This is a genomic window from Paenibacillus sambharensis (assembly GCF_003233845.1).
Classification (GTDB): domain Bacteria; phylum Bacillota; class Bacilli; order Paenibacillales; family Paenibacillaceae; genus Paenibacillus_I; species Paenibacillus_I sambharensis.
Genome location: NZ_QKRB01000057.1, coordinates 57,155 through 81,748, shown reverse-complemented (window position 1 = coordinate 81,748; position 24,594 = coordinate 57,155). Strand labels below are relative to the sequence as shown.

The following is a 24,594-nucleotide window of genomic DNA, read 5'->3' as shown; positions in this document are numbered from 1 at the left end:
CACCCAGTTACTTTGCTAAGTCAAAAGTGCGATCATAACTGCATCCGCATGATCTCTTGATAAGCCTCTATCGCCTTATTGCGTACTTGAACGGTGAGCTGAAGACCGAGTTTAGCCTGCTCGGAGGCAATCATCACATCAGATACATCTGCTTGACCAATAATAAACTTGTCCGTTACCTCGTGGACTCCCTTTTCCTGGTCCGCTACGCTATTGATCGCATCTTGCAAGAAACTGCCAAAATTTTTGGCTGCCTCAGCCGGTGTTGTCTTGGACGCGGAGCCTGCTTCTGTCATTTTCAGAGGTGCAGCTGTCCCGACTAACGCGTTCGTGATCATTATAAACCCTCCATGTTAGGAAATTATTTGCCTATCTCTAATGCTTTCATAAACATCGACTTTGTCGAATTAAGGGCTGTTACATTTGCCTCATAGGAACGTGTGGCAGAAATCATATCTACCATCTCTTTCAACACATCCACATTAGGCATTTTTACATATCCGTCAGCGTCTGCGTCCGGATGGGTCGGGTTATACACCAGTTTTGGCGGAGTCCGGTCTTCCATGATTTTGGTAACCTTCACACCATTCGAGCGGCTGCTGCCGCCTTCAAGCTTCTGATCCAGCATATCTGCAAACGAGCCTTTCACAGGAGCCATTACAACCATCTTTCTTGCATAAGGCTGAAATTCTCCATTCACCACTTTACCGCGGGTTGTCTCTGCGTTAGCTATATTGGATGAGATAACATCCATGCGAAGTCTTTGAGCCGTTAATGCGGAAGCACTCGCATCAAATCCATTCGTTAGTCTCATATTTATACCGCTCTCCCTTCGACGCCAATGCGCATCATACTCATTTCATGATTTAACTGCTGGACTAATGCATTATATCGAAGCTGATTCTTCGCGAGAAGTGACATTTCTCGATCAATATCGACATTATTTACATTGTTGTTCATGACAGAAGTTTGATCTGATACCAGCTTCGGAGCCAAGGCTTGGGAATTTGGACCGATCGTAATGTGCTTTTCACTGGTCTTTCTTCCTGCCAGTTGCTTTGCCGGGCCGAAGCCATTCATCTGCTGCTCCAGAATCGACTCAAAAACAACTTCAGACCGTTTGAAATATGGCGTATCAACATTTGCCACATTGTTTGAGATGACCTGCTGTCTCATTTCAGCAGCCCCGATTGCAGCTGTCAGTCGATTGAATCCAGCACCATTCAATACGTTCAACTATCGCCCACCACTTTCCCCGTCTATTATCTAAGCTATGTATTCAACAAAACAGGCCCCATTCCTTCTAAATTCGACAAACCTTTATTAAAAAAATGAGAGCTGTATGTCGATTAATGCCGACAACCTAATATTCCATATTTTCCTAACTCCGGACAATAAGAACAAAGCCCTATCTTTTTGAAAAAGATAGGGCTTTGTTCTTATATTCTTGTAATTTTTTTGTAACTTTAGATTTTGATCTTGTCCAGCTCCTGCAGCAGCTGATCATTTAATATTTTGATATAGGTGCCTTTCATACCAAGCGACCGGGTCTCAATGACTCCCGCGCTTTCCAGCTTTCGGAGGGCATTAACGATAACTGATCTTGTAATCCCCACACGATCCGCCACTTTGGAAGCGACAAGCAGGCCTTCTTTGCCGTCCAGTTCTTCAAATATATGCTCAACGGCCTCTAATTCACTGAACGATAATGAATTGACCGCTACGGAAACAACCGCACGGCTGCGGGCCTCTACTTCAATTTCTTCCGCTCTTTCACGCAGAATTTCCATGCCTACTATCGTGGATCCGTATTCCGCTAAGATCAAATCATCGTCATTGAATGCGGTCTGCTGCCTTGTCAGCACCAATGTGCCGAGCCGGTCGCCTCCGCCTATGATCGGTACAACGGTCATAATCTCTTGGGCGGATACATCCGGGAACGTTTCAGCGATCCCGCTGTCGAGCTGCACATTCGTAACCGTCTCGTTCATCTGCAGGAAACGGTCATTGGTCGCGGCTGGGAATCTTGTCTCACCTGTTGTTGCTGCCCGTAATCGCTCATGCTCCCAAGCGCCTACAGCGTCACAGCCCAGCAGCTTGCCTCTTCTGCTGACAACGAATACATGTGCCTGAATGGTTGAACACAGCACCTCGGCCATCTCGCGGAAATTCAGCGCCTTGCCAGCAGCCCGCTGCAGCAGCCGGTTTAGTGTCCGTGTCTTCGCTAATAAACTCATTGCCTGCCCCCCACAATGTTTACGCTACAAAATATATTGGCTTAAATCACGATTCTGCGCAATATCGCCAACCTTATCCCTTACATACTCCGGTGTGATGAGCATTTGCTCAAGAGAAAGCTCAGGCGCTTCAAAGGAAAGATCCTCAAGCAGCTTCTCCAAAATGGTATGCAGCCGCCTAGCTCCGATATTCTCCGTATTCCGGTTCACATCTGCCGCTATCCCCGCAAGCTCTCTGATCGCATCCTCCGAAAACTCCACCCGAATTCCTTCGGTCTCAAGCAAAGCTGTATACTGCTTAGTGAGCGCATTCTTCGGCTCGGTCAGAATACTGACAAAGTCGTCCAGCGTAAGATTGCTGAGCTCGACCCGGATCGGGAAACGGCCCTGCAGCTCTGGGATAAGATCCGCTGGCTTGGCAATATGGAAAGCTCCCGCGGCTATGAACAGCACATAATCGGTCTTGACCGGGCCATACTTGGTCATAACCGTTGAGCCCTCCACAATCGGCAGAATATCGCGCTGCACGCCCTCTCTGGACACATCCGGCCCGCTTCCACGCGATGGACTGGCGATTTTATCGATTTCATCAATAAAGATAATTCCTGTTTGCTCGGCGCGCCTCGTGGATTCCTGGATAACATCATCCATATCAATCAGCTTCTGAGCTTCCTCATGAGTCAGCACCTTGCGGGCTTCCCGGACCTGCAGCTTACGCTTCTTCATCCGTTTCGGCAGGAACTGCCCAAACATCTCCTGCATGTTCATGCCCATATTCTCCATCCCTTGACCGGACAGCATATCAAGCATGTTGGGACTTGCGTCTTCCACTTCTATCTCAATAACCTCGTCCTCCAGCTTGCCCTGCGCAAGCTGCTCTTTAACCTGCTTACGCCGTTCCGCTACTGAGTTATCCGCCTCTTCCTCTTCCGGCTGCTGCTGCTGATTCTGATTGCCAAACAGCATTTCGAGCGGATTACGTCCTGTCTTGGGCTTGCTGGCACCCGGCACAAGCAGCGAAACGATCCGGTCATTAGCCAGCTTCTCCGCTTTATCACGAACCTGTTCCGTCTTCTCCGCCTTCACCATCCGAATCGAGGTTTCCACCAGATCCCGCACCATCGACTCTACGTCGCGGCCTACGTAGCCCACTTCTGTGAACTTGGTAGCCTCCACTTTAACAAAAGGAGCGTTCACCAGCTTCGCCAGACGTCTGGCTATCTCTGTCTTGCCCACACCGGTTGGCCCGATCATGAGAATATTTTTCGGAACGATCTCATCCCGCAGCGACTCCTCCAGCCTGCTTCTGCGATAGCGGTTGCGGAGCGCAATTGCCACCGATCGCTTGGCCGCCTTCTGGCCAACTATATACTTATCAAGCTCAGCCACGATCTGCCGCGGCGTCAGCGCCTCATTGCCCATTCGACATACCCCCGATTCCGTGCCGCTGCCTGGCACGCATGAATTAGACTTCTTCGACGATAATATTCCGGTTGGTAAATACACAAATATCAGCTGCTGTTTCAAGCGCGAACTGAGCCATCTCCCTGGCATTCAGGTGAGGCGCATGAACTTTAAGCGCTCTGGCTGCAGCCAGAGCGAAGCTGCCGCCCGATCCGATTGCCAAAATGCCATCATCCGGCTCTATGATTTCTCCATTGCCGGATAACAACAGCAGACCATTGTTATCCATGACGAGCATCATAGCCTCCAAACGGCGCAGCACACGGTCCGAACGCCATTCCTTGGTCATCTCTACTGCAGCACGCTGCAAATTGCCGTGATGCTCCTCCAGCTTGCCTTCAAATTTCTCAAATAAGGTGATAGCATCGGCCACCGATCCGGCAAAACCGGCAACGACCTGCCCCCTGTACAGCCTTCTAACCTTCTTCGCAGAACCTTTCATCACCATGCTGTTGCCGAAGGTAACCTGACCGTCACCCGCTATGGCACCTTTGCCTTCGTGACGAACCGCACAGATCGTTGTGGCATGAAACTGCATCTCCACTTCCCGCTCACTCCTTCCAAGATATACTGAAGGTTCCCTGCGCACCCTCTGCTGCCGTTATTGCATATGCATTCGATATATAAAAGATCTCCGCTTAAGACGGCTGATCCATATATTCCACTTTAAACTGCTCAAGCTGCTCCAATGCCCGTCCCGCAATGGCTTCGTTCTTATCCTTCTTATTCCGAATCTTCGTACCAAGGGGCGGAAATAGTCCGAAGTTGGCGTTCATCGGCTGAAAATGCTTGAAGTCAGCTGTTGTAATATATTGCGCCATGCTGCCTAATGTCGTCTCTGGAGGCAGTACCAGCGGTTCAAGCCCCCTGGCCATACGACCGGCATTCAAGCCTGCAATCAGGCCGGAAGCGGCAGACTCCACATATCCTTCGACACCAGTCATCTGGCCGGCGAAGAAGAGATTCTCTCTCCCCTTGAACTGGTAAGTCTTCTCCAGCAGCTTGGGAGAGTTAATGAAGGTATTGCGATGCATTACACCAAAGCGGACGAATTCCGCATTTTCCAGTCCCGGGATTAAGGAGAACACCCGTTTCTGCTCCCCCCACTTGAGATGGGTTTGAAATCCTACCAAATTATACAGCGTACCAGCTGCATTATCCTGTCTCAACTGCACAACGGCATAAGGCAGCTTGCCCGTATGCGGATTGATTAACCCTACCGGCTTCATCGGCCCGAACAGCAGCGTCTGGCGGCCCCTTGAAGCAATGACCTCTACCGGCATGCAGCCTTCAAAATATACTTCCTTCTCGAATTCCTTCAAGGCAGCTGTTTCAGCTGTGATCAGGGCATCATAAAAGGTGTTGAACTCTTCCTCTGTCATCGGACAATTAAGATAAGCTGCTTCTCCCTTGTCATAACGGGAAGCCAGATAGACCTTGTTCATGTCCACAGATTCCTTCTCCACGATCGGTGCCGCGGCATCGTAGAAGTAAAAATATGATTCTCCAAGCAGGCTCTGAATCTTCTCGGATAAAGCAGGAGACGTCAGAGGGCCAGTGGCAATGACGGTAATTCCGTCTTCCGGGATATCTGTAAACTCTTCATTGCGCACTTCGATTAGCGGATGATTGCGCAGTGCCTCCGTTACCGCACCCGAGAACCCGTCACGGTCAACTGCAAGCGCGCCTCCTGCCGGCACAGCATGCTGGTCCGCCGAGCTTAGAATAAGGGAGCCCATTCGCCGCATTTCTTCCTTCAGTACACCAACGGCGTTGGTCAGGCCATTGGCACGGAGACTGTTGCTGCATACAAGCTCTGCAAATTTATCGGTATGGTGAGCAGGTGTCCGTGTGACCGGCCGCATCTCGACCAGTACGACCGGCACACCTTGGGAAGCGATCTGCCAGGCAGCCTCGCTGCCGGCAAGCCCTGCTCCAATTACTGTTACCTTCTTAACCTGATTCAACGTATGTTCCTTCCTTTCCAGATCAACCGGCTGTCAACTACAGTCTGTGTTCCTGCTGTAAACCTGCTATTCGGCCTGCTCCTGATCGTCAGGCAGCTCCTCTGAGTGGCTGCATTGTGTACACAGCAGCTTGCCGCCAGAGCGATTGCGCTTCTCAACCATAAGCGTACTGCATTCAGGACAGGGCTTATCGGTCGGCTTATCCCAGGATACATAATCGCAGCCGGGATATTGATCGCAGCCGTAGAAGATTCTTCCCTTCTTGCTGCGCCGTTCGATAATTTTGCCTTCCGTGCATTTCGGGCACTTTACGCCGATGTCCTTGACAATCGGCTTCGTGTTGCGGCAATCAGGAAACCCTGAGCAGGCCAGGAACTTGCCGAACCGTCCCATCTTATACACCAGATGGCGGCCGCATTTCTCACAAATTTCATCTGAAACCTCGTCCTGGATCTCCACTTCCTTCATCTCATCCTCCGCGACCTCAAGCCGCTTCTCGAAGGATTCGTAGAAGGCTGCCAGAACCTTTACCCAATCTTCCTTGCCATCCTCCACACTATCGAGGTCGCCTTCCATATGGGCGGTGAATTCTGCATCCAATATTTCGGGGAAGAATTCTTCCATAAGCTGTATAACCAGCTCGCCAAGCTCGGTTGGAACAAATTTCTTCTCTTCAATCGCCACATAGCCGCGCTTCTGAATAGTCTCCAGTGTCGGAGCATACGTACTAGGCCGCCCAATTCCCAGCTCCTCCAGTGTACGAACCAGCCTTGCCTCCGTATAGCGCGGCGGCGGCTGGGTGAAGTGCTGCTTGGGCTCTATGGTCTGCTTCTCCGCTTTATCCCCCTGCTTGAGAGGCGGAAGAAACTTGTCTTCCTCTGTCGTGCCGTCATCGTTCCCCTCAACGTACACCTTCATGAAGCCGTGAAACTTCACTTTTGAACCGACTGCCCTGAATGTAACGGGACCGACTGCAATATCAACCGTCATCGTGTCCAGAACAGCAGAAGACATCTGGCTCGCCAAAAATCTTTCCCAGACCAGCTTATAGAGACGCAGCTGGTCGCGCGTCAGGAAAGGCTTCATTTCATCAGGGGTCCTAAGAACCGAAGTCGGACGGATCGCCTCATGCGCATCCTGGGCATTGGCGTTCTTGCGGACGTAGTTACGGAACTCCTCAGGTGCATAAGGCTCCCCGAACTTTTCGATAATGTACTCCTTGGCTTCCTCTTGGGCGACGGGGGAGATTCGAGTCGAATCTGTACGCATATAAGTGATAAGACCAACCGTGCCTTCCTTGCCCAAATCAACACCCTCATAGAGCTGCTGGGCAACCGACATTGTCTTGGCGGCACGAAAGCCGAGCTTGCGGGCAGCTTCCTGCTGCAGCGAGCTTGTGATGAAAGGCGGCGCCGGATTCCGGAGCCTCTCCTTCTCCTTAACTTCCTTAACTACAAAGTCAGAGCCCTCCATCGCCTGCAGCACCTGCTGAACATCAGCCTCGCTGGACAGCTCCTTCTTCTCCCCATTCATGGCATAAAACTTGGCCTCGAATGCGGATTTGCCGTGCAGCAGAGACGCTGTAATCGACCAGTATTCTTCCGGCACGAAGGCGTCTATTTCATTTTCCCGGTCAATAATCAGCTTGACTGCAACCGACTGAACACGACCGGCCGACAGGCCCTTCTTCACTTTCTTCCATAATAGAGGGCTGATCTTATAGCCTACAAGACGGTCCAATATCCGCCGTGCCTGCTGAGCGTTAACCAGATCCATATTAATCGGTCTTGGCGATTTGAATGCATCCTTGACGGCTTGCTTCGTAATTTCGTTAAATACAACCCGGCATGTTTCCGTCTCATCGAGATCCAGATAGTGGGCCAAATGCCACGCAATCGCCTCGCCTTCGCGATCCGGGTCAGCCGCCAGATAGATTTTTTTAACTTTTTTGCTGGCATCCTTCAGTTCCTTCAGGACACTGCCTTTTCCGCGAATCGTAATGTATTTGGGCTCAAAGTCTTTCTCCACTTCTACACCGATCTGGCTTTTGGGCAAATCCCGGATATGACCCATCGACGCCTTTACGATAAACTTGCTGCCTAAATATTTGCCGATCGTCTTCGCTTTTGCTGGTGATTCCACAATAACCAATGAATCCGCCATACTGCCCCTCCTCCCGACAATGGTTCTGTAAAATGCGCTAAACCGCGCTATATAATGAACCCGGATGTTGTTCAATTTTATGTTTTATAGATAAATTTATCAGAAGTGCGTGTAAAAGTCCAAAAGCCATGCCGGTAAGCTCGCACAGCTCATCCGCCGTTCGCGGCTGATCGCGCAGCAGGCGTAATACCTCTGCCTCGGCATCTGATACCTGCCCGGCCTTATCCGGCAGCTGCCCGCTGCTGTCCTGCTGCGGAGTCTGAGCTGCCTGTGCGGCATTCTTATCAGCCCGCAATGGACTGCTTAATGCGGTCCGAATGACCTCAGGCTCTGCGGTCCGTATGATATGGGATAACAGCGGTTCCACTCCCGTTAAAAGCGCTGCTTCACCGCGGGCAATCAGCTCGTTCGCCCCTTCACTCTTCTGCGCGCCAAGCGGACCGGGCACAGCGAATACCTCACGGTTATAATCCACAGCCTGGCCCGCTGTAATCAGCGATCCGCTTCCCTTCGTCGCTTCCACTACTACAGTCGCCCAGGAGAGGCCTGCGATGATCCGGTTGCGCTGCGGAAACATTCCCGGGTGGAACGGGCTGCCAACAGGGTACTCCGAAACGATCAGCCCGCGTTCCGCAATAGCCCTGTACAGCGAGGCGTTCTGCGGCGGGTAAATCCGGTTGACCGGCGTGCCCAGCACAGCAATCGTACTTCCCGTACTGTCCAAGGCTCCTTCATGGGCATAAGCGTCAATGCCTTTGGCCATTCCGCTAATAACCGTAATCCCTGAACGTGACAGCTCTCCCGCAAGCTTCAATGCCTGGCGCCTGCCGTAAGCCGTAGGTCCTCTTGTACCGACTATAGACACTGCAGGTGCCGCTAGCAGCTCCTCTCGGCCGACATAATAGATCACCCACGGCGGATCAGCGATTTGTCTGAGCATCTCAGGATAATTCGCATCCAGCACGGTCATCCAGCGGATTTTTGCTTCATTATAATAGTTGGCCCTTCTTAAGAAGAATGAGCGGTTCATCGTCCCGGCAGCCGCTGCTGCCTGAGGTCTGTTCAGCCCTGCTTCCTTCCATTCTTCTTGAGAGAAGGTCAGGCAGCGGCACAGCAGCCCCTGATTGACCAGCTTGCGTATTGTCTGAGCACCAATCCCCCTGGTTTCGTGCAGTGTGAATATGATTTCCCTATCCGACCATTCCATGATTTCCTTCGCTGTCATTCCAAGCCACTCCTTGTCAGGACCGGCAGGCATTCACTTTCTCTTCATTAGATATACACAATATTCAGTGAACTCCATACCTTATTGTGCTTCACTCGGGAAAAGAATGCAAGCGCGGCCATATAATTGGTCTCTGCCGGCTGTCTTACAACCGTATGGCAGTGTGATCAAACACAAAAAGACAGCCTTCCGCCACCTTGTCTCAAGGTGAAGGAAGGCTGCCCGCCTTCTTACTGGTTTATTCCATTATACTGCTTATTTGCAGGTAACGCACTTGTCGAGAAGACCCTTCTCTTCCAAGACGCTGACGAGAGTTGCGCCCATCTCGGAAGGCGTAGGTGCGACCTTGACACCGCAGGCCTCCAGTGTTGCAATCTTCTCTGCAGCTGTGCCTTTGCCGCCCGAGATAATTGCACCCGCATGACCCATGCGCTTGCCCGGAGGAGCTGTGGCACCGCCGATAAAACCGACAACCGGCTTGGTCATATTAGCCTTAATCCATTCAGCCGCTTCTTCCTCAGCGGTACCGCCGATTTCGCCGATCATAATGACCGCATACGTATCCGGATCGTCATTGAACATGGACAGGATATCGATGAACTCGGAGCCTTTAACCGGGTCACCGCCGATACCTACTGCAGATGACTGGCCAATGCCGCGTGTCGTAAGCTGGTGAACCGCCTCATAGGTCAGCGTACCGCTCCGGGAGACGACACCGACATGTCCCTTCCTGTGAATGTAGCCCGGCATAATGCCGATTTTACACTCGTCCGGTGTGATGACACCTGGACAGTTCGGGCCGATCAAGCGAGTTTTGCGGCCTTCCATATAACGGCTTACCTTTACCATATCAAGAACCGGAATACCCTCGGTAATACAGATTACGAGGTCCAACTCCGCATCAACCGCTTCCATGATCGCATCCGCCGCGAAAGCGGGTGGAACATAGATAACCGATGCTGTGGCACCAGTGGCCGATACCGCTTCATTCACGGTATTGAATACCGGCAGAGAAACCGTACTCCCGTTCTCCAGTGTGATATCCACATTGGATCCGCCTTTGCCCGGCGATGTACCGCCCACCATCTGCGTGCCGTAATCCAGCGCGCCCTTGGCATGAAACAGGGCGGTTTTACCTGTAATGCCTTGCGTAATGACTTTCGTATTTTTATCTACCAAAATGCTCATCGAAGGCTCACATCCCCTATATGAATTCGTGCGGTAAACTGCTCCTTCAGTCTGTTCAGAAGCCTGTCAGAACGCCGCCGTATATCCGCTCCGGCCTGTCCTGCCTATGCACTTGTTACTTTACGAGTTCAACGATCTTCTGAGCGCCGTCTGCCATCGAATCCGCAGCGACGATATTGAGTCCCGATTCGTTCAGGATTTTCTTGCCGAGGTCCACGTTCGTGCCTTCAAGACGGACAACGAGCGGACGGCTGAGGCCCAGCTCCTTGGCTGCTGCCACAACACCCTCAGCAATAACATCACAGCGCATAATGCCGCCGAAGATGTTGACGAAGATGCCTTTAACCTGCTCGTCGGACAGAATGATCTTGAACGCTTCTGTAACCTTCTCCTTGGTGGCACCGCCCCCAACATCGAGGAAGTTTGCCGGGTCTCCGCCGTAATATTTGATAATATCCATCGTAGCCATTGCCAGTCCGGCGCCGTTAACCATACAACCGATATTACCGTCCAGCGCTATGTAGCTCAAGTCGAATTTGGAAGCTTGAATTTCCTTCTCGTCCTCTTCGTCCAGGTCGCGAAGCTCCAGAATATCGGCATGCCGGTAAAGCGCATTCGAATCAAAATTCAGCTTGGCATCGAGCGCCATAACATTGCCGTCTCCCGTTACAACAAGCGGATTGATCTCTGCAATCGAGCAGTCCTTGTCCACAAAAGCCGTATACAAAGCCGTCATAAACTGCACCGCTTTATTCACGAGCTCCTTCGGAATATTGATCGCGTAAGCCAGCTTGCGCGCCTGAAACGGCTGCAGTCCGACTGCCGGGTCAATCACTTCCTTGAAAATCTTCTCCGGTGAATGCGCAGCTACCTCTTCAATCTCGGTGCCGCCTTCCTCCGAAGCCATCATAACGACGCGACCTGTACCGCGGTCAACCACGACGCCAACGTAGTATTCCTTCTTGATGTCGCAGCCCTGCTCAATAAGCAAGCGCTTTACTTCTTTGCCTTCAGTGCCCGTCTGATGCGTCACCAGCGTCTTCCCTAAGATGTCTCCCGCGTACTGCCGGACCTCGTCCAGGCTCTTGGCAACCTTGACACCGCCTGCCTTACCGCGTCCGCCTGCATGGATTTGCGCTTTCACCACAACAACCGGTGTGCCCAGCGCTTGTGCCGCTTCTACTGCCTCATCAACTGTGAAAGCGACTTTGCCTTCCGGTACTGCGACCCCGTATTGCTTCAGGACTTCTTTGCCTTGATACTCATGGATATTCATTACCGAAATCCTCCCTATCCGCAGCTTCAGTCTCGATATGTACACAGACCATTGTTATTGTAACATGATTCCAATCGGCTTTCCTTATTTTTTCGTATAAAATAGCACAGCTTTTTTCATACAACTTTGATATGGGTTTCATCTAAGGTTGCGAATGTTCCCTTATGAAGCAGTAATTTGCCCCCTCCTAGTATGGACATTTGGCCAGTTTTTTACCACAGCTTTTTCCATTTGGACATTAAACTTTGCCCCTTCCTCCGTCACTGATGCTGTGAATCAAGGAAAGGATTGACAAGGCTCGCCCCCATCCTTTAAACTATCACCAACAATTGAATGACGTGCGGCCAAGGCCGCTAGACGTTAGAGGAACGTAAGGAAGCACCTTCATCCGCTATGTGATGGAGGTGCTTTTTGCTATGTATACAAGAATGCTGTGCGCGGCAGTCCAAGGTGTGGAAGGTCGTCTGATTGAGGTTGAGGTAGATATCTCCCCGGGATTGCCCCAGGTTAACATTGTGGGGCTGCCCGATCCGGCGGTGCGTGAATCCGTCGAGCGCGTGCGTGCCGCGCTCAAGAATTGCGGTTATCAATTTCCGCTTCAGCGCATTACCGTTAATCTGGCACCGGCCGACCTTCGCAAGGAGGGGACAGCCTTCGATGTCGCCGTGGCCGCCGGCATACTGATCGGCAGCGGACAGCTCAAGCCGGCGGCATTTGACGGCGCCCTGCTGATTGGAGAGCTTGCCTTAAACGGAGAGGTGCGTGCTGTGCCCGGCGTCCTGCCGATGGTCGAGCAGGCCCGGCGGCATGGCATCGGGAAGGTGCTGCTGCCAGCCGCCAACGCTGCCGAAGCTTCACTAATCGGAGGATTAGAGGTGGTCGGCCTGCACCATCTAAGCAGACTGGATGGCCGTGATCCCGAAGATGGGGCAGCTGGCACAGAGGTCTGCAGCACTGCCCGCAGCTCTGTTACTGCGGATGTCTCGGGTTGGTCAGAGGGCCTGTCAACGCTCGATTATGCCGACGTGCTTGGCCAGCAGACAGCCAAACGCGCCGTGCTGACAGCCGCCGCCGGAAGGCATAACCTGCTGCTGTCCGGGCCGCCTGGAACCGGCAAGACCATGCTTGTCAAGCGTCTGCCCGGCATCATGCCCCCGCTAACAGAGCAGGAGGCGCTGGAAGTCACGAAGATTTATAGTGTAGCCGGCAAGCTGAGCGGAACAGGCCCGGCTCTGCTCAGGGAGAGGCCTTTCCGGGCACCGCATCATACGATCTCCACAGGCGGCCTGATTGGCGGAGGCCCGGTGCCGCGTCCCGGTGAAGTAACGCTTGCTCATCAGGGCATCTTATTCCTTGATGAGCTTCCCGAGTTTACCAGGCAGGCACTCGAAGTCATGCGGCAGCCGTTGGAAGACAGGCATGTCACGATTTCCCGGGCCCGCGCTGTTCTGCGCTTCCCGGCACATTTCATGCTCGCTGCCTCCTTAAACCCTTGTCCATGCGGCTATTATGGTCACGAAACCGACGACCGCCGCTGTTCCTGCACGCCTCATCGGATATCCGCCTATATGGCCAAGCTGTCCGGGCCGCTGCTGGACCGGATTGATGTGCAGGTCGATGTGCCGAGACCCCGGCTGGAGAACAGTCCACAGCCTGGAATGTCTTCGGCTGGCATGTCAGCTCTGGTGCAATCCGCCGCTGAGCGGCAGCGCTTCCGCATGAAGACTGCCGGTGTGATGTGGAACAGCGATTTGCAGGGGAAGATGCTGTATGGCGCCTGCCGCATGAGGAAGGATGCAGCTGTCCTGCTCGATGACGTGTACCAGACACTCGGTCTCAGCATGAGAGCTCACGAACGCATCTTAAAGCTGGCGCGGACCATCGCCGATCTTGCAGAGCAGGAGGATATTCTGGCTGAGCACATCGCCGAAGCGGTCCAGTACCGCTGTCTGGACCGCAAGCTTCTTCCCTTGCTATAGGAGGCCCCTTGGGCTCGCCAAGAATAGAGAAGACCCGCAAGGCATGGGGCAATCCCATGCCTTGCGGGTCTTCAAAATGCATGCTCGTAATGCGTACATACCAGCGGGCCATCCGCCTCTTCATAGGTGACCGCGATTACATCAAAGCGCACGGCCAGGCTTGCGATGTTGCCGTGCGCAGCCATATAAACCTGCGCAACCTGCTGCAGCTTCCGCTGCTTCCGCCAGTCTACTGATTCCGCTGCGGTTCCGTAACGGCTGCCGGACCGCCGCGTCCGTACCTCTATAAATACCGTTGTCCCGCTGTCATCTGCTACGATATCCAGCTCGCCGCTGCGGCATCGCCAATTGCGGTCAAGAATCTTATACCCCTTGCCTTCAAGCAGCTCGGCCGCCGCCTGCTCCCCCCGGCTGCCTGTCTCCTTACGGCGGGACAAATCCCTGCTGCGGCTGCTGAATTGATTCCCGTCCATGTTACTGCTCATCCTCCCACTCCTTCGCACGCCTGTCAGACTGGTAGACGAAGCTTAATATCTCGGCTACCAGCGTATAGAGCTCGGATGGAATCTCCTGGTCCACATCCAGCTTGGAGAGCACCTCGACAAGCGACGAGTCTTCCTGGATCGGGACATCATGCTCCTTCGCCTTCTCCAGAATGGACTCGGCAATCGCGCCTTTTCCCTTGGCAACCACAATAGGGGCGCTGCGTTTCTCGGCATCATATTTAAGCGCAACCGCCTTAGTTACCGCATTCTTGCCGCTGGCTTTGTCCTGCTTCATGCCCGGTAGTCCACCCCTTTGTAACGCTTGGTCTGATAAGCCGATGGCTCGGGAAGCAGGGGGGCCTTCTTATCCGCTGCCTGGGCGGCTGCTTCTGCCGGATCAGGCAGCGGCCTGGCATTAAGCGCCGACAGCTGGTAGCCGGCGCCAGCCAGCGCCGCCGATACTTCAGCGCGCGCCTCTCTGACCATCGCCCCCATAACCGGATGGTCGTTCCAGATACTCAGGCTGACCATCTTCTCCACCACCTGCACATCCACTACCGTAGCTCCAAGCTGCTTCATCTGCAGATCGAACAGCAGCCGGCAGTTATCCGCATCCAGCTCGCCTTTCTTGCCTCGTCTCGACTGGACATGAACAGAGGCTGTCTGTGACCCGTCCGGCCCATGAAACGGGATCATAAGTGTCACATGAGACAACAGCGAGCCGCCCCGTTCCGGCGAGAGAAGCAGCTGCTGCCCTGTAATATGCTGTACCAGCTGCTGTGCAGTTTCCCGAACGGCAGGAGGCATATCATCCCCATTTACCAGGCTAAGCAGAGCTCCCTTTAATGTCTCGGCCGCGGGTGTTCTCACCAGATCCGCTTGGGCAGCCGGTTCAGACTGCGGGCCGCTTGTCTGCAGGGCCATCTGGAACGGAGAACGCTCTGGCGTCTGGCCTTGCCGAAGCTCGGCAGGGGGCGCCGGCTGTCTTGCTGCTGAAGGATCTGTCTTCTGGTCGGGAAGCTGCTGTCCCCGCGCACTGTCATCCGCAGCCTGCTGTACAGCAGCAGCCGCTTTTCCCTGTCCGCCTAAAGTCTCTGCAAGCATGCTTTCATGGTTTACCCCGAGCCACTTCATCAAGCCGCCTACCCAGTTCTGGCCTGAGCCAGACGTTACGGCACTCGGCGTGCCCGTTGTGCTGCCAGAAGTGGAGCTGCCGGAAGCCATTGATTCCGCTGCTTTAGCCGAACCGCTCTCAGCGCCTCCACCATTTACCGCTCGCATGGAAGCACTGCCGGCGGCATTCCCCGATGCTCGCGTTCCAGCTTCCCTGCCTGCATTCATGCCGGGGGCATTGCCTGCCTGCACCAAATCAGGCGCCGCGGCCGGTTTACCCGAAGCTGCTTGTCCATGAGCCGCGGCAGATCCGGATGCTGCGGCCTGCTGCGGCAGCGTCTGCTGGCCGGCCGCCTCACTCCCGCCGCGGGCAGCTGCTGCAGGAACCGAGCCCGCATGAGCAGCTTGACCGGCCGCCGGGCCCGCTTCCGCTGAAGCGGCTCCCTTCATCAGAGCAGCGCCAGCGTCGAGCAGTGACAGCACCTTAGCTGCCGCTGCAGGCAGCCTGCCGCCTGCTGACGTGCCTGCAGCGGCAGGCTGCGAATCGGCATTTTCCACCATTGCACTCAACTGCTGACGAAGCGTCTGCAGCAAATCTGTTACCGGCTTGCCTGATTGAGCCTGATGCAGTCCGGACAGAACCCCCTGCGTAACCGGCAACCCCCGCTTAAGCGCCGTTCCGGCAGCCTGCATCCACTGCTCCTCATTGACTCCGGTCGGCCTCGCTGCAGCTGCTTGCTGAAGCGATTGCGCCGTCTCACGGTTAACCGGAAAACCCTCTCGCTTCAAGTCGCGCACAATATCCATTGCCCACTTCCGGTCTTGAAGCCCCAGTGTTTTCACCAGATCCCTAAGACTCTCCTCAGGCATGCCCGATCCGGAAGGATCCACTGCTTTCAACGTAACTAGACCGCCCGCAGATTCCGGCTGCACCTGCAGCATTGTCGTTTGACCCGGCAAGAGCGCTGTCTCCAGCCTGGCGCGCACAGCTACACCGTTAATCTGCACCATGGCTTCCTGGCCTTCCATCATCTGCATGATAACACCGCGGACAATCTGTCCGACCTTCAGCTCAAGCGCCTTTCCATCTGCGGGCTGAGCTTCGCCAAGCATTCCCCGCATCAGCTGTCCAATATTCACTGGCCCCGCTCCCCCTCTCCAACGCCATTCCTGATGTCTGCCCTATGATAAACCCGGCCGCCTGCCGGTTTCATCCCCTAATACCTATATCGGCTTGACCTTGCAAAATATAAAGCAAAGCTCCTGCAAAACCGGCATAAGCTCCGCCGCTGTAAGCGGGGAGCTCTGGTTTCATCCAGTCTTCGGCATTATCCCTCGTACTGTATCCGGCAGCAGCCCGAACATCTAGAACAGCTCCTGCTGCCGGGTCAGCAAATTGCCGAGGAAGGACCGCCGGTGCATCGGCGTGGGACCGTAAGCCAGGATCTGCTCACGGTGATGCTTAGTTGCATATCCTTTATGTAAGGCAATCCCGTATTCCGGATATAACCGGTCCCATTCCCCCTTGCAGAGGCGGTCACGGGTCACCTTTGCCATGATCGAAGCAGCGGCAATAGACTGGCTGCGTGCATCGCCGTGAATAACCGGAAGCTGCGGCAGCTCCACATCCAGTCTCTCAGCATCTACCAGCACATAATCGGGCTGAACGGCAAGCTGACTAATTGCCTGCTTCATTGCAAGCCTTGCCGCCTGCTTGATGTTAATCCGGTCAATCACATCGGCAGTTATGCAGGCTACTGACCAAGCCAGCGCCTCTTCCGCAATCCGCTCATAATAATATTCCCGCTTCTTCTCGGTCAGCTTCTTCGAATCGTTGATCCCCTCGAGAATTAGACCAGGCGGAAGGATAACCGCGCCTGCCACCACATCGCCAAACAGACAACCACGGCCAACCTCATCGGCGCCTGCTACGGAAGCATAGCCCTGCTCCCATAACGGTCGTTCGAAAGCGAGCATATCAACCGCCGCTTCTTCCGCTTTCTCTTGTGCAGGCTTCCCCTTCGGTCTTCCCCTGCGCTTCTCATCTGCCCTGTTCTCCTGCTCTCCCGTCACAGACAATCAAACCTCCCCGGCTTGTGCTTCTTCCGGCGTCTCCAATGTCACTCTGCCCATCTTGCCGGCACGCATATCACGCAAAATAATGCCGGAGGTCTTCTCCAGGTCAATCCGTCCCCCGCTCACCAGACATCCGCGTTTGCGCCCGATCTCTTCCATAATCGCAACCACTTCATCCGCGTTATCAAGGTCCCGCTCCTTCTCCTCGACGCCGAAGCGTTCAGACAGGGCATCCGGATAGCGGGAGGCGATAACCTTGATGGCGAAGAAAGCGATATCCTCCACATTCAGGATCTCTTCCTTAATGGCGCCGGTCATGGCAAGCCGGTAGCCGACCATCTGATCCTCGAATTTGGGCCATAATATACCCGGTGTATCCAGAAGCTCCATCTCGGTCCCTACCTTGATCCACTGCTGTCCCTTCGTCACGCCTGGACGGTCGCCGGTTGCGGCGATATTCCGGCCGGCCAGCCTGTTTATCAAGGTCGACTTCCCCACATTCGGAATCCCGACGATGAGAGCCCGTACTGCACGCGGATTCATCCCCTTGGCAGCCATTCTTGCCCACTTCTCGGCAACCAGTGCTTTGGCCTTCACCGGTATTTCGCCGACACGGGTACCAGTCGAGGAGTCGACAGCCACACAGGAGTGTCCCTGGGCGGTAAAATAAGCCATCCATTCCTCCGTCATCCGGGGATCGGCCAAATCCGATTTGTTCAGCACAATCAGCCGCGGTTTATCCGGCAAAATCTCATCGATCATCGGGTTGCGGCTCGCAAGCGGCACCCGGGCGTCCAGCAGCTCAATCGCTACGTCAATCAGCTTCAGCTTAGCCTGTATCTGTCTCTTCGCCCTTGTCATATGACCCGGAAACCATTGAATCGTCACAAGTATCACCTTCTCTGTATGCGTCGACGGGACGCACGCAAACGCGCGCGTCCCGTCTTATTTTTATCAAGATTGCGGATTCTCAGCCGGTTCCCCGGCATTATTCGCAAACTCCTCAGCTTTCACAGGTGCGGTATGTCCAACCAAGCTCAGCTTATCCAGCGGCCAGAATATGAAATCCGCCCGGCCCACAATTGAATCATAATCCACATAGCCGATCATTCGGCTGTCCTTGCTGTTGCTTCTGTTATCTCCGAAAACAAGCACCTTGCCCTCCGGTACCGTATCCTCGGTTATGAACGGATTCGGGAATCCTTCTCTCGTGTTGTACAGCTCGCCGCGGCTGTTCGCTTCAGCGATCGCTTCCTTCAGATAAGGCTCGTCCATCTCAACCCCGTTTATGTAGAGCGTATCGCCTTCGAGCTTCACCTTGTCTCCGGGAAGACCAATGATCCGTTTAATGAAATCACGCTGCTCATCCGGCACATAGAATACGACAACCTCTCCGCGCTGCGGAGCTCTAATATCATAAATAATCTTGTTGACAATAAGCCGTTCGCCGGACTCAAAATTCGGTTCCATCGACTGGCCGTCAACGATGAACGGAGCAAACAGCAGCCAGCGGATCACAAATACAAGCAATGCGGCTATCGCAAGCGCTTTGAGCCATTCAATCATTTCTCTATACAATCTGCTGCCACCGCGGGGTGCCTGACCTGACGCCTCGACCGTCTGACCCGGCTCTCTGCCGGTATCCGGTGATGACGGCACAGCTGCCTGTTCCGTATCGCTGCCTTCCGCCGGGTCCCCTGAGCGATGCTTCTGCGATTCGTCCATTAACACGCCTTCCTTCCGCTGCACATTAAGTCTATCATCTCAAGAAGCCTTCAATCTATGAAGCCGCTCCCCGTTTTCGAAGAAGAGAAAGGGAGGCTTGTATGCGCAAGCCCCCCTTGGTAGAACAATTAACGAATTTCTTTGATTCTAGCTGCCTTACCACGCAGATTGCGAAGGTAGTACAGTTTCGCGCGGCGCACTTTACCACGGCGAGCTACTTCAATCTTGTCGAGTTTCGGAGAATGCACCGGGAACGTTCTTTCTACGCCTACTCCGTAGGAGATTTTGCGCACTGTAAACGTCTCGCTGATTCCGCCGCCGCGACGCTTGATCACGACGCCTTCGAAGAGCTGGACCCGCTCACGGGTACCCTCAATAACTTTAACATATACCTTCAGCGTATCGCCTGGACGAAAGCTTGGGATGTCTTTACGGAGCTGCTCTTGCGTAATCGCTTGTACGATATTCATATTCATGTTCCCTCCTTCCACAACAGGCGTTCTTATAAGCTCTCCGGCTTCCCTGGGAAACCGAGTCCTGGCCGACAGCGGACCGCCCGACTATTACAAACAACATTTGAAATTTTACCATACGCTAGATTAAAACACAACTATTATTATTACGAGCCGGCACTGCCGCTGCATTTTTACCCTGCTGGTATTAATGAGAAAAGTTTCAGAACCAGCGATTCCCAAAAACGAATGACAGACGCTAGGCCGATACGTTAACATAAATCTTATTCCGGGAAAGGAAAGGAGAATACAGCATGCTGCACAAACAACCTCATTCCCTGATCATCAGAGTCGCCTTCATGGCAGTACTAATCACTCTGCTAGCAGGTTCTGTCATTCCAAGCCAGCAAACCATAGGCGTCCATGCTGCCGCGGCGTCATCCTTTAAGGACACGAACGGCCACTGGGCTGCATCTGTTATAGACTGGGCTGCACGCAGCAAGATTGCAGCAGGTTATGAAGATGGGACCTTCCGGCCTAACCGCACAGTTCAAGAGAGCGATTTTATCGTGATGCTGATGCGCGCTTATCCGGAGCTTAAGCTCCGCCAGGCAGGCCCCCAGGACAAGTGGTACGATCCGGCATACGACAAGGCCGAGGAGCTGAACTGGCCGACCGGCGCATCACCGTTCAGGCGCGGTGAAGCGGCTGTCCTGCTGGCGGCGGTCAATGGCCGTTCACTATCCGTTAATGCAGCGGTCCAGTGGCTGCTTGATGAAGGACTGTCTAACGGCAAGACCGCACCAACCGTTGCCGGCTTCAAGGCAGCCGATACAATGACCAGAGCGGAAGCACTGACGTTCATCTATAACCAGAAACAGTACAAGCCGGAACTCGGCTCATCGCCGGTTCTCCCGGCAGCGAAGCAAACGGACACGCAAACCGTACTTTCGCTGCGCGGCACCGCAATCGGCGACACGGCAGCATCCGTAATCTCACGGCTCGGAGAGCCAAACCGCAAGGACACGGCAGATAACGGGATGCAGTGGTATGTATATAATAAGGACTACTCTTCCTTTGCTATGGTTGGTATACAATCCGGTAAGGTGGTCGCTCTGTTCTCAAATGCTAAGAGCTGGAGCAATGTCAACGCAATCCAAGTCGGCATGGATGCCGAGCAAGCGCTTGAGGTATTCCGTTCTAAGCATGGCGCCACAAGTGTTCTGAAGGGTGAAGATTATTACAGCTTCACTTCCCGGTCGAACAGCTACCAGCTGTACCGCGACAAACTGGACGGCAACAAGCTTGCTGCCATCCTGGTTCTGGCGGAAGGCACCCAGCTTGCCGGTACCAATCAGACTGTAAGCGCAGACCGGACTGCAGCCATGGAGCGCCAAGTGTTCGACCTGGCCAATGCTGAGCGTACCAGACGCGGCCTTCAGCCGTTCACTTGGGATGAACAGGCCGCTGCCAGCTCACGCAAGCACAGCAAGGATATGGCGGTTAACGGCTACTTCAGCCATACGAACCTTCAGGATGAAAGCCCGTTTGACCGCATGAGTCAGGAAGGCATCTCCTATCGCATGGCAGCTGAGAACATCGCGGCCGGTCATGCGAATGCGTTTCACGTCCATATCGGATGGATGAACTCGCAGGGTCACCGTACCAACCTGATGAATGAGCGACTGGCCCGGCTTGGCGTCGGCATCTATGCCGGCGGTTCTTATAAGCTCTATTATACCCAGAACTTCTTTACTCCATAGCATACAAGCCTGCTAAAAGCCCAAAAAGAGCGTTGTCCCTCGGACAAGGCTCTTTTTGTTACGTCGTTCCGCCGTCATCCGCAGCTGGTCCGCACTGTTCTTTCCGTTCCTGTTCACTCAGCCTCCGCTGCTCCTCCAGCCAGCTGCGTTCCTTCGCGCTTAGCTCCGCCTGCTCCAGCAGGTCTGGACGCCGCTGCAGGGTTCTTAACAGAGACTGCTCCCTGCGCCAGGCGTCTATTCGGCCGTGATGGCCCGAGATCAGCACTTCCGGAACATCCATTCCTCTGAAGGAAGCCGGCCGCGTGTAATGCGGGTATTCCAGCAGACCTGTGCTGAACGAGTCGGTAACCGCAGAGGTTTCATTGCCGAGCACACCTGGAAGGAGCCGGACTACTGCATCAATGACAACCATGGCAGGCAGCTCCCCGCCAGTCAGCACATAATCGCCGATTGACAGCTCATCCGTTACAAGATGCTCACGAATCCGTTCATCATAGCCCTCATAGTGGCCGCACACGAATATCAGATGCTCTGCTGAAGACAGCTCCTCCGCTTTGCGCTGCGTAAAGCGCTCTCCCTGCGGACACATCAGAACGATCCTCGGCTTCTCACCCGCATCCTTCACCAGATCCTCCACAGCGGCAAACATCGGCTCCGGCTTGAGCACCATACCGCCTCCGCCGCCGTAAGGATAATCATCCACCGTATTGTGCTTGTTATTGGCATATGCCCGAAAATTAATGGCCGCCAGCTCAACAATACCTTTCTCTTGTGCCTTGCCGAGGATGCTTGTGCCAAATACGCCGTTAAACATCTCCGGGAAAAGGGTCAGCACATCAATCTTCATCAGATCAGCCCTTCCATCAGGTGGACGGTTACGAGCTTCTCCTTTACATCCACGCTGCGGATCACATCATCAATGACCGGCAGCAGCACCGGCTTGCTCTTCGGGCGCTCCACAACCCACACATCATTGGCTCCCGGGCTAAGGATTTCCGATATTGTTCCGAGCTCTTCGCCCTCGTCTGTTACTACTCTGCAGCCTACGATCTCGTAGTAGTAATACTCTCCTTCTTCCAGATCAACCAGCTCTTCATCCGATACCTTAACCGCCCAGCCTTTATACTTCTCTACCTCGTTGATATTGTCAAAGCCCTTCAGCCGGACAATAAACATGCCTTTATGCTCACGGGCTGCTTCCACTTCCACTGGCACAATCGTGCCGCTGGCATCGTGAAGGCTCAGCTGACTTCCGGGAGCGAAGCGGACATCCGGGAAGTCCGTGGATGGATAGATTTTAACCTCGCCCTTAATTCCGTGTGTGTTTACAAGCTTGCCGACAGTAAACCATTTGTTTGCCATCCCTGATCCTCCTTGCTGCTCGAATGAACGCTTACCCTTACTATGCGACGAAAAAGGGTTAGGACATTCATCCTAACCCCTGCCCACTGCTATTCATGAGACAATATCAACAATAATACGCCGCCTGTCCTTGACAGCCGCAGATGTCACCACAGTCCGAAGCGCTTTGGCAATACGTCCCTGCTTGCCGATTACCTTCCCGACATCCTCGGGATGGACCGAAAGCGAGTATACGGTTCCGCGATCATCTTCCCGGATGTCAACGCGGACATCTTCCGGATGATCTACTAAAGCCCTAGCTATGACAAGAATCAATTCTTTCATCACAAGGCCCTCCGCAGCAGGATGTCAAAACGGCCTCCGCAAAATGCGGATGCCGCTGAGCATGCCTGTGGCTATTATTTCTGTTGTTTCAGCTCATGGAACTTAGTCAGAATGCCCTGTTTGCTGAGCAGGTTACGAACGGTGTCAGATGCCTGAGCACCCGTTTGCAGCCATTTCAGAGCTTTCTCCTCATCGATGCTTACTTGAGCCGGTTGTGCAACCGGGTTGTAAGTACCGATTTCTTCAATAAAACGACCGTCGCGTGGCGAACGGGAATCGGATACTACTACACGATAGAAAGGCGCTTTGTGCGCACCCATACGTTTCAGACGAATACGTACTGCCATTGTTGATTCACCTCCTTCAAAAAATTGCGGGCCCTTTGCCCGGTATCGCAATCAAGTCAGCCGATCAGCCGAAAGGAAACTTTCCTTTGCCGAGCATTCCCTTCAGGCCCTTCATGCCGCCCTTGGGTCCCTTCGGTCCCATCATCGACGAGAACTGCTTCATCATCTTGCGCATTTCATCAAACTGCTTGATTAGGCGGTTAACCTCGGCAATCGAAGTGCCGCTGCCCGCTGCAATCCGTTTGCGCCGGCTGTGGTTAAGCAGCTCGGGCTTCTGTTTCTCTTCAATCGTCATGGACCTGACGATCGCCTCAACCCGGTTGACCTGCTTCTCATCAACCTTGATATCCTTCATGCCCTTCATCTTGCCCATGCCAGGAAGCATGTCGAAGATTTGGTCAAGCGGTCCGAGCTTGCGCACTTGAGCCATCTGATCAAGGAAGTCCTCGAACGTAAACTCTGCATTGCGCATCTTCCGTTCCATCTCGGCGGCTTTGTCCGCGTCAATGCCGGACTGGGCTTTCTCGATGAGTGAGAGCATATCCCCCATTCCGAGAATACGTGACGCCATCCGGTCCGGGTGAAACGGCTCAAGTGCATCAATCTTCTCGCCCATAGCCGCGAACTTGATCGGGCGTCCGGTTACCGCTTTAACCGACAGGGCCGCACCGCCTCTGGTGTCGCCGTCAAGCTTGGTCAGAACAACGCCTGTCAGCTCCAGCTGCTCGTGGAAGCTCTGCGCCACATTAACAGCATCCTGACCTGTCATCGCATCGACGACCAGCAGCACTTCATCCGGCTTCGTTACTTCGTGAATCTGCTTCAGCTCTTCCATCAGCGCCTCATCGATATGCAGGCGGCCCGCTGTATCGATGATCACATAATCGTTGCCGTTTTCCTTCGCCTGCTGCATGGCCTGACGTGCGATCTCAACCGGGCTTGTCTTGTCACCCAGCGAGAAGACAGGCACTTTGATCTGCTCGCCGAGCACCTGCAGCTGCTTGATCGCAGCAGGACGGTAGATGTCGCCCGCTACCAGCAGCGGTTTGTGATTGCTCTTCTGCAGCAGTCTCGCCAGCTTGCCTGAGGTCGTTGTCTTACCCGCACCCTGCAGACCCGCCATCATAATGACGGTCGGCGGCTTGCTCGCCTTGGCGAGCTTGCTCTGTGTACCGCCCATCAGCTCGGTCATTTCCTTGTTAACGATGTCGACGACAACCATGCCGGGCGTAAAGCTCTTCATGACCTCCTGGCCGATTGCCCGTTCCTTCACCTTGGCGATGAAATCCTTGACAACTTTAAAGTTAACGTCGGCTTCCAGCAGCGCCAGCCGAACCTCGCGCATCGCCTCGTTGACATCATCTTCGGACACCTTGCCCTTGCCTCTCAGCTTGCCGAACACGTTCTGCAGCCTGCTTGTCAATCCTTCAAAAGCAGCCATGAACCTC

The 24,594-nt window shown here is 54.0% G+C and carries 25 protein-coding genes; 2 read left to right on the top strand and 23 right to left on the bottom strand.

Annotation, left to right across the window (positions count from 1 at the left end; translation table 11 throughout):
* Positions 1-32: 32 nt before the first annotated feature.
* The 11 genes from fliE to sucC all read right to left on the bottom strand — a co-directional run bounded on the left by fliE (position 33) and on the right by sucC (position 11,520).
* A complete protein-coding gene (fliE, locus tag DNH61_RS22010) occupies positions 33-338 on the bottom strand; it encodes a flagellar hook-basal body complex protein FliE (protein ID WP_111148990.1) in 306 nt (101 codons plus the stop codon).
* A 23-nt stretch (positions 339-361) separates the two neighbouring features.
* A complete protein-coding gene (flgC, locus tag DNH61_RS22005) occupies positions 362-814 on the bottom strand; it encodes a flagellar basal body rod protein FlgC (protein ID WP_111148989.1) in 453 nt (150 codons plus the stop codon).
* 2 nt (positions 815-816) lie between these two features.
* A complete protein-coding gene (gene flgB, locus DNH61_RS22000; RefSeq protein WP_111148988.1) occupies positions 817-1,236 on the bottom strand; it encodes a flagellar basal body rod protein FlgB in 420 nt (139 codons plus the stop codon).
* Between the two features lie 230 nt (positions 1,237-1,466).
* Positions 1,467-2,237 carry a GTP-sensing pleiotropic transcriptional regulator CodY gene (gene codY, locus DNH61_RS21995; protein WP_111148987.1) on the bottom strand — a complete coding sequence of 257 codons (771 nt, stop codon included), beginning with the start codon at positions 2,235-2,237 and terminating at the stop codon, positions 1,467-1,469.
* Positions 2,238-2,261: 24 nt separating this feature from the next.
* A complete protein-coding gene (hslU, locus tag DNH61_RS21990) occupies positions 2,262-3,659 on the bottom strand; it encodes an ATP-dependent protease ATPase subunit HslU (RefSeq protein WP_111148986.1) in 1,398 nt (465 codons plus the stop codon).
* 43 nt (positions 3,660-3,702) lie between these two features.
* Entirely contained in the window at positions 3,703-4,245 is a 543-nt protein-coding gene (gene hslV / locus DNH61_RS21985) for an ATP-dependent protease subunit HslV (RefSeq protein WP_111148985.1), read from the bottom strand.
* 94 nt (positions 4,246-4,339) lie between these two features.
* Positions 4,340-5,668 (bottom strand): FADH(2)-oxidizing methylenetetrahydrofolate--tRNA-(uracil(54)-C(5))-methyltransferase TrmFO, encoded by a 1,329-nt coding sequence (trmFO, locus tag DNH61_RS21980; RefSeq protein WP_111148984.1) that lies wholly within the window; start codon positions 5,666-5,668, stop codon positions 4,340-4,342.
* A gap of 66 nt (positions 5,669-5,734) precedes the next feature.
* The gene (topA, locus tag DNH61_RS21975; protein WP_111148983.1) at positions 5,735-7,831 is read right to left on the bottom strand and encodes a type I DNA topoisomerase; all 2,097 of its coding nucleotides are present in this window, start codon (positions 7,829-7,831) and stop codon (positions 5,735-5,737) included.
* A 37-nt stretch (positions 7,832-7,868) separates the two neighbouring features.
* Complete coding sequence (gene dprA / locus DNH61_RS21970; protein WP_245948294.1) at positions 7,869-9,056, bottom strand: DNA-processing protein DprA; 1,188 nt, start codon at positions 9,054-9,056, stop codon at positions 7,869-7,871.
* A 255-nt stretch (positions 9,057-9,311) separates the two neighbouring features.
* Positions 9,312-10,244 carry a succinate--CoA ligase subunit alpha gene (gene sucD / locus DNH61_RS21965; RefSeq protein WP_111148982.1) on the bottom strand — a complete coding sequence of 311 codons (933 nt, stop codon included), beginning with the start codon at positions 10,242-10,244 and terminating at the stop codon, positions 9,312-9,314.
* 115 nt (positions 10,245-10,359) lie between these two features.
* Positions 10,360-11,520 (bottom strand): ADP-forming succinate--CoA ligase subunit beta, encoded by a 1,161-nt coding sequence (sucC, locus tag DNH61_RS21960; protein ID WP_111148981.1) that lies wholly within the window; start codon positions 11,518-11,520, stop codon positions 10,360-10,362.
* Positions 11,521-11,936: 416 nt separating this feature from the next.
* Between sucC and DNH61_RS21955 the strand changes: the two genes are divergently transcribed.
* The gene (locus DNH61_RS21955) at positions 11,937-13,499 is read left to right on the top strand and encodes a YifB family Mg chelatase-like AAA ATPase (RefSeq protein ID WP_111148980.1); all 1,563 of its coding nucleotides are present in this window, start codon (positions 11,937-11,939) and stop codon (positions 13,497-13,499) included.
* A gap of 71 nt (positions 13,500-13,570) precedes the next feature.
* Here the strand turns inward: DNH61_RS21955 and DNH61_RS21950 are convergent, their stop codons facing one another.
* From DNH61_RS21950 to rplS, 7 genes are all read right to left on the bottom strand, one after another.
* Positions 13,571-13,984: a YraN family protein gene (locus tag DNH61_RS21950; RefSeq protein WP_245948293.1), complete on the bottom strand. Its 414-nt coding sequence runs from the start codon at positions 13,982-13,984 to the stop codon at positions 13,571-13,573.
* Positions 13,974-14,279: an EscU/YscU/HrcU family type III secretion system export apparatus switch protein gene (locus tag DNH61_RS21945; RefSeq protein WP_111148978.1), complete on the bottom strand. Its 306-nt coding sequence runs from the start codon at positions 14,277-14,279 to the stop codon at positions 13,974-13,976. Before DNH61_RS21945 ends, DNH61_RS21950 begins: the two co-directional genes overlap by 11 nt.
* Positions 14,276-16,237: a hypothetical protein gene (locus tag DNH61_RS21940; protein ID WP_111148977.1), complete on the bottom strand. Its 1,962-nt coding sequence runs from the start codon at positions 16,235-16,237 to the stop codon at positions 14,276-14,278. Before DNH61_RS21940 ends, DNH61_RS21945 begins: the two co-directional genes overlap by 4 nt.
* A gap of 225 nt (positions 16,238-16,462) precedes the next feature.
* Entirely contained in the window at positions 16,463-17,170 is a 708-nt protein-coding gene (locus DNH61_RS21935) for a ribonuclease HII (protein WP_111149377.1), read from the bottom strand.
* Positions 17,171-17,176: 6 nt separating this feature from the next.
* The gene (ylqF, locus tag DNH61_RS21930) at positions 17,177-18,061 is read right to left on the bottom strand and encodes a ribosome biogenesis GTPase YlqF (protein ID WP_111148976.1); all 885 of its coding nucleotides are present in this window, start codon (positions 18,059-18,061) and stop codon (positions 17,177-17,179) included.
* Positions 18,062-18,127: 66 nt separating this feature from the next.
* A complete protein-coding gene (gene lepB / locus DNH61_RS21925; RefSeq protein WP_111148975.1) occupies positions 18,128-18,898 on the bottom strand; it encodes a signal peptidase I in 771 nt (256 codons plus the stop codon).
* 128 nt (positions 18,899-19,026) lie between these two features.
* A complete protein-coding gene (rplS, locus tag DNH61_RS21920) occupies positions 19,027-19,368 on the bottom strand; it encodes a 50S ribosomal protein L19 (RefSeq protein WP_111148974.1) in 342 nt (113 codons plus the stop codon).
* A 296-nt stretch (positions 19,369-19,664) separates the two neighbouring features.
* Between rplS and DNH61_RS21915 the strand changes: the two genes are divergently transcribed.
* Positions 19,665-21,113, top strand: coding sequence for a CAP-associated domain-containing protein (locus DNH61_RS21915; RefSeq protein WP_111148973.1), 1,449 nt, complete (start codon positions 19,665-19,667; stop codon positions 21,111-21,113).
* A gap of 58 nt (positions 21,114-21,171) precedes the next feature.
* Here DNH61_RS21915 and trmD read toward each other — a convergent pair whose 3' ends face one another.
* From trmD to ffh, 5 genes are all read right to left on the bottom strand, one after another.
* Positions 21,172-21,960, bottom strand: a complete 789-nt coding sequence (gene trmD / locus DNH61_RS21910) for a tRNA (guanosine(37)-N1)-methyltransferase TrmD (protein ID WP_111148972.1) — start codon at positions 21,958-21,960, stop codon at positions 21,172-21,174.
* Positions 21,960-22,475 (bottom strand): ribosome maturation factor RimM, encoded by a 516-nt coding sequence (rimM, locus tag DNH61_RS21905; protein ID WP_111148971.1) that lies wholly within the window; start codon positions 22,473-22,475, stop codon positions 21,960-21,962. The genes trmD and rimM overlap by 1 nt, the downstream gene beginning before the upstream one ends.
* Positions 22,476-22,568: 93 nt before the next feature.
* Positions 22,569-22,799 (bottom strand): KH domain-containing protein, encoded by a 231-nt coding sequence (locus DNH61_RS21900; RefSeq protein WP_111148970.1) that lies wholly within the window; start codon positions 22,797-22,799, stop codon positions 22,569-22,571.
* A gap of 74 nt (positions 22,800-22,873) precedes the next feature.
* Complete coding sequence (gene rpsP, locus DNH61_RS21895) at positions 22,874-23,146, bottom strand: 30S ribosomal protein S16 (protein ID WP_111148969.1); 273 nt, start codon at positions 23,144-23,146, stop codon at positions 22,874-22,876.
* 64 nt (positions 23,147-23,210) lie between these two features.
* Positions 23,211-24,587 carry a signal recognition particle protein gene (ffh, locus tag DNH61_RS21890; protein ID WP_111148968.1) on the bottom strand — a complete coding sequence of 459 codons (1,377 nt, stop codon included), beginning with the start codon at positions 24,585-24,587 and terminating at the stop codon, positions 23,211-23,213.
* Positions 24,588-24,594 lie beyond the last annotated feature (7 nt).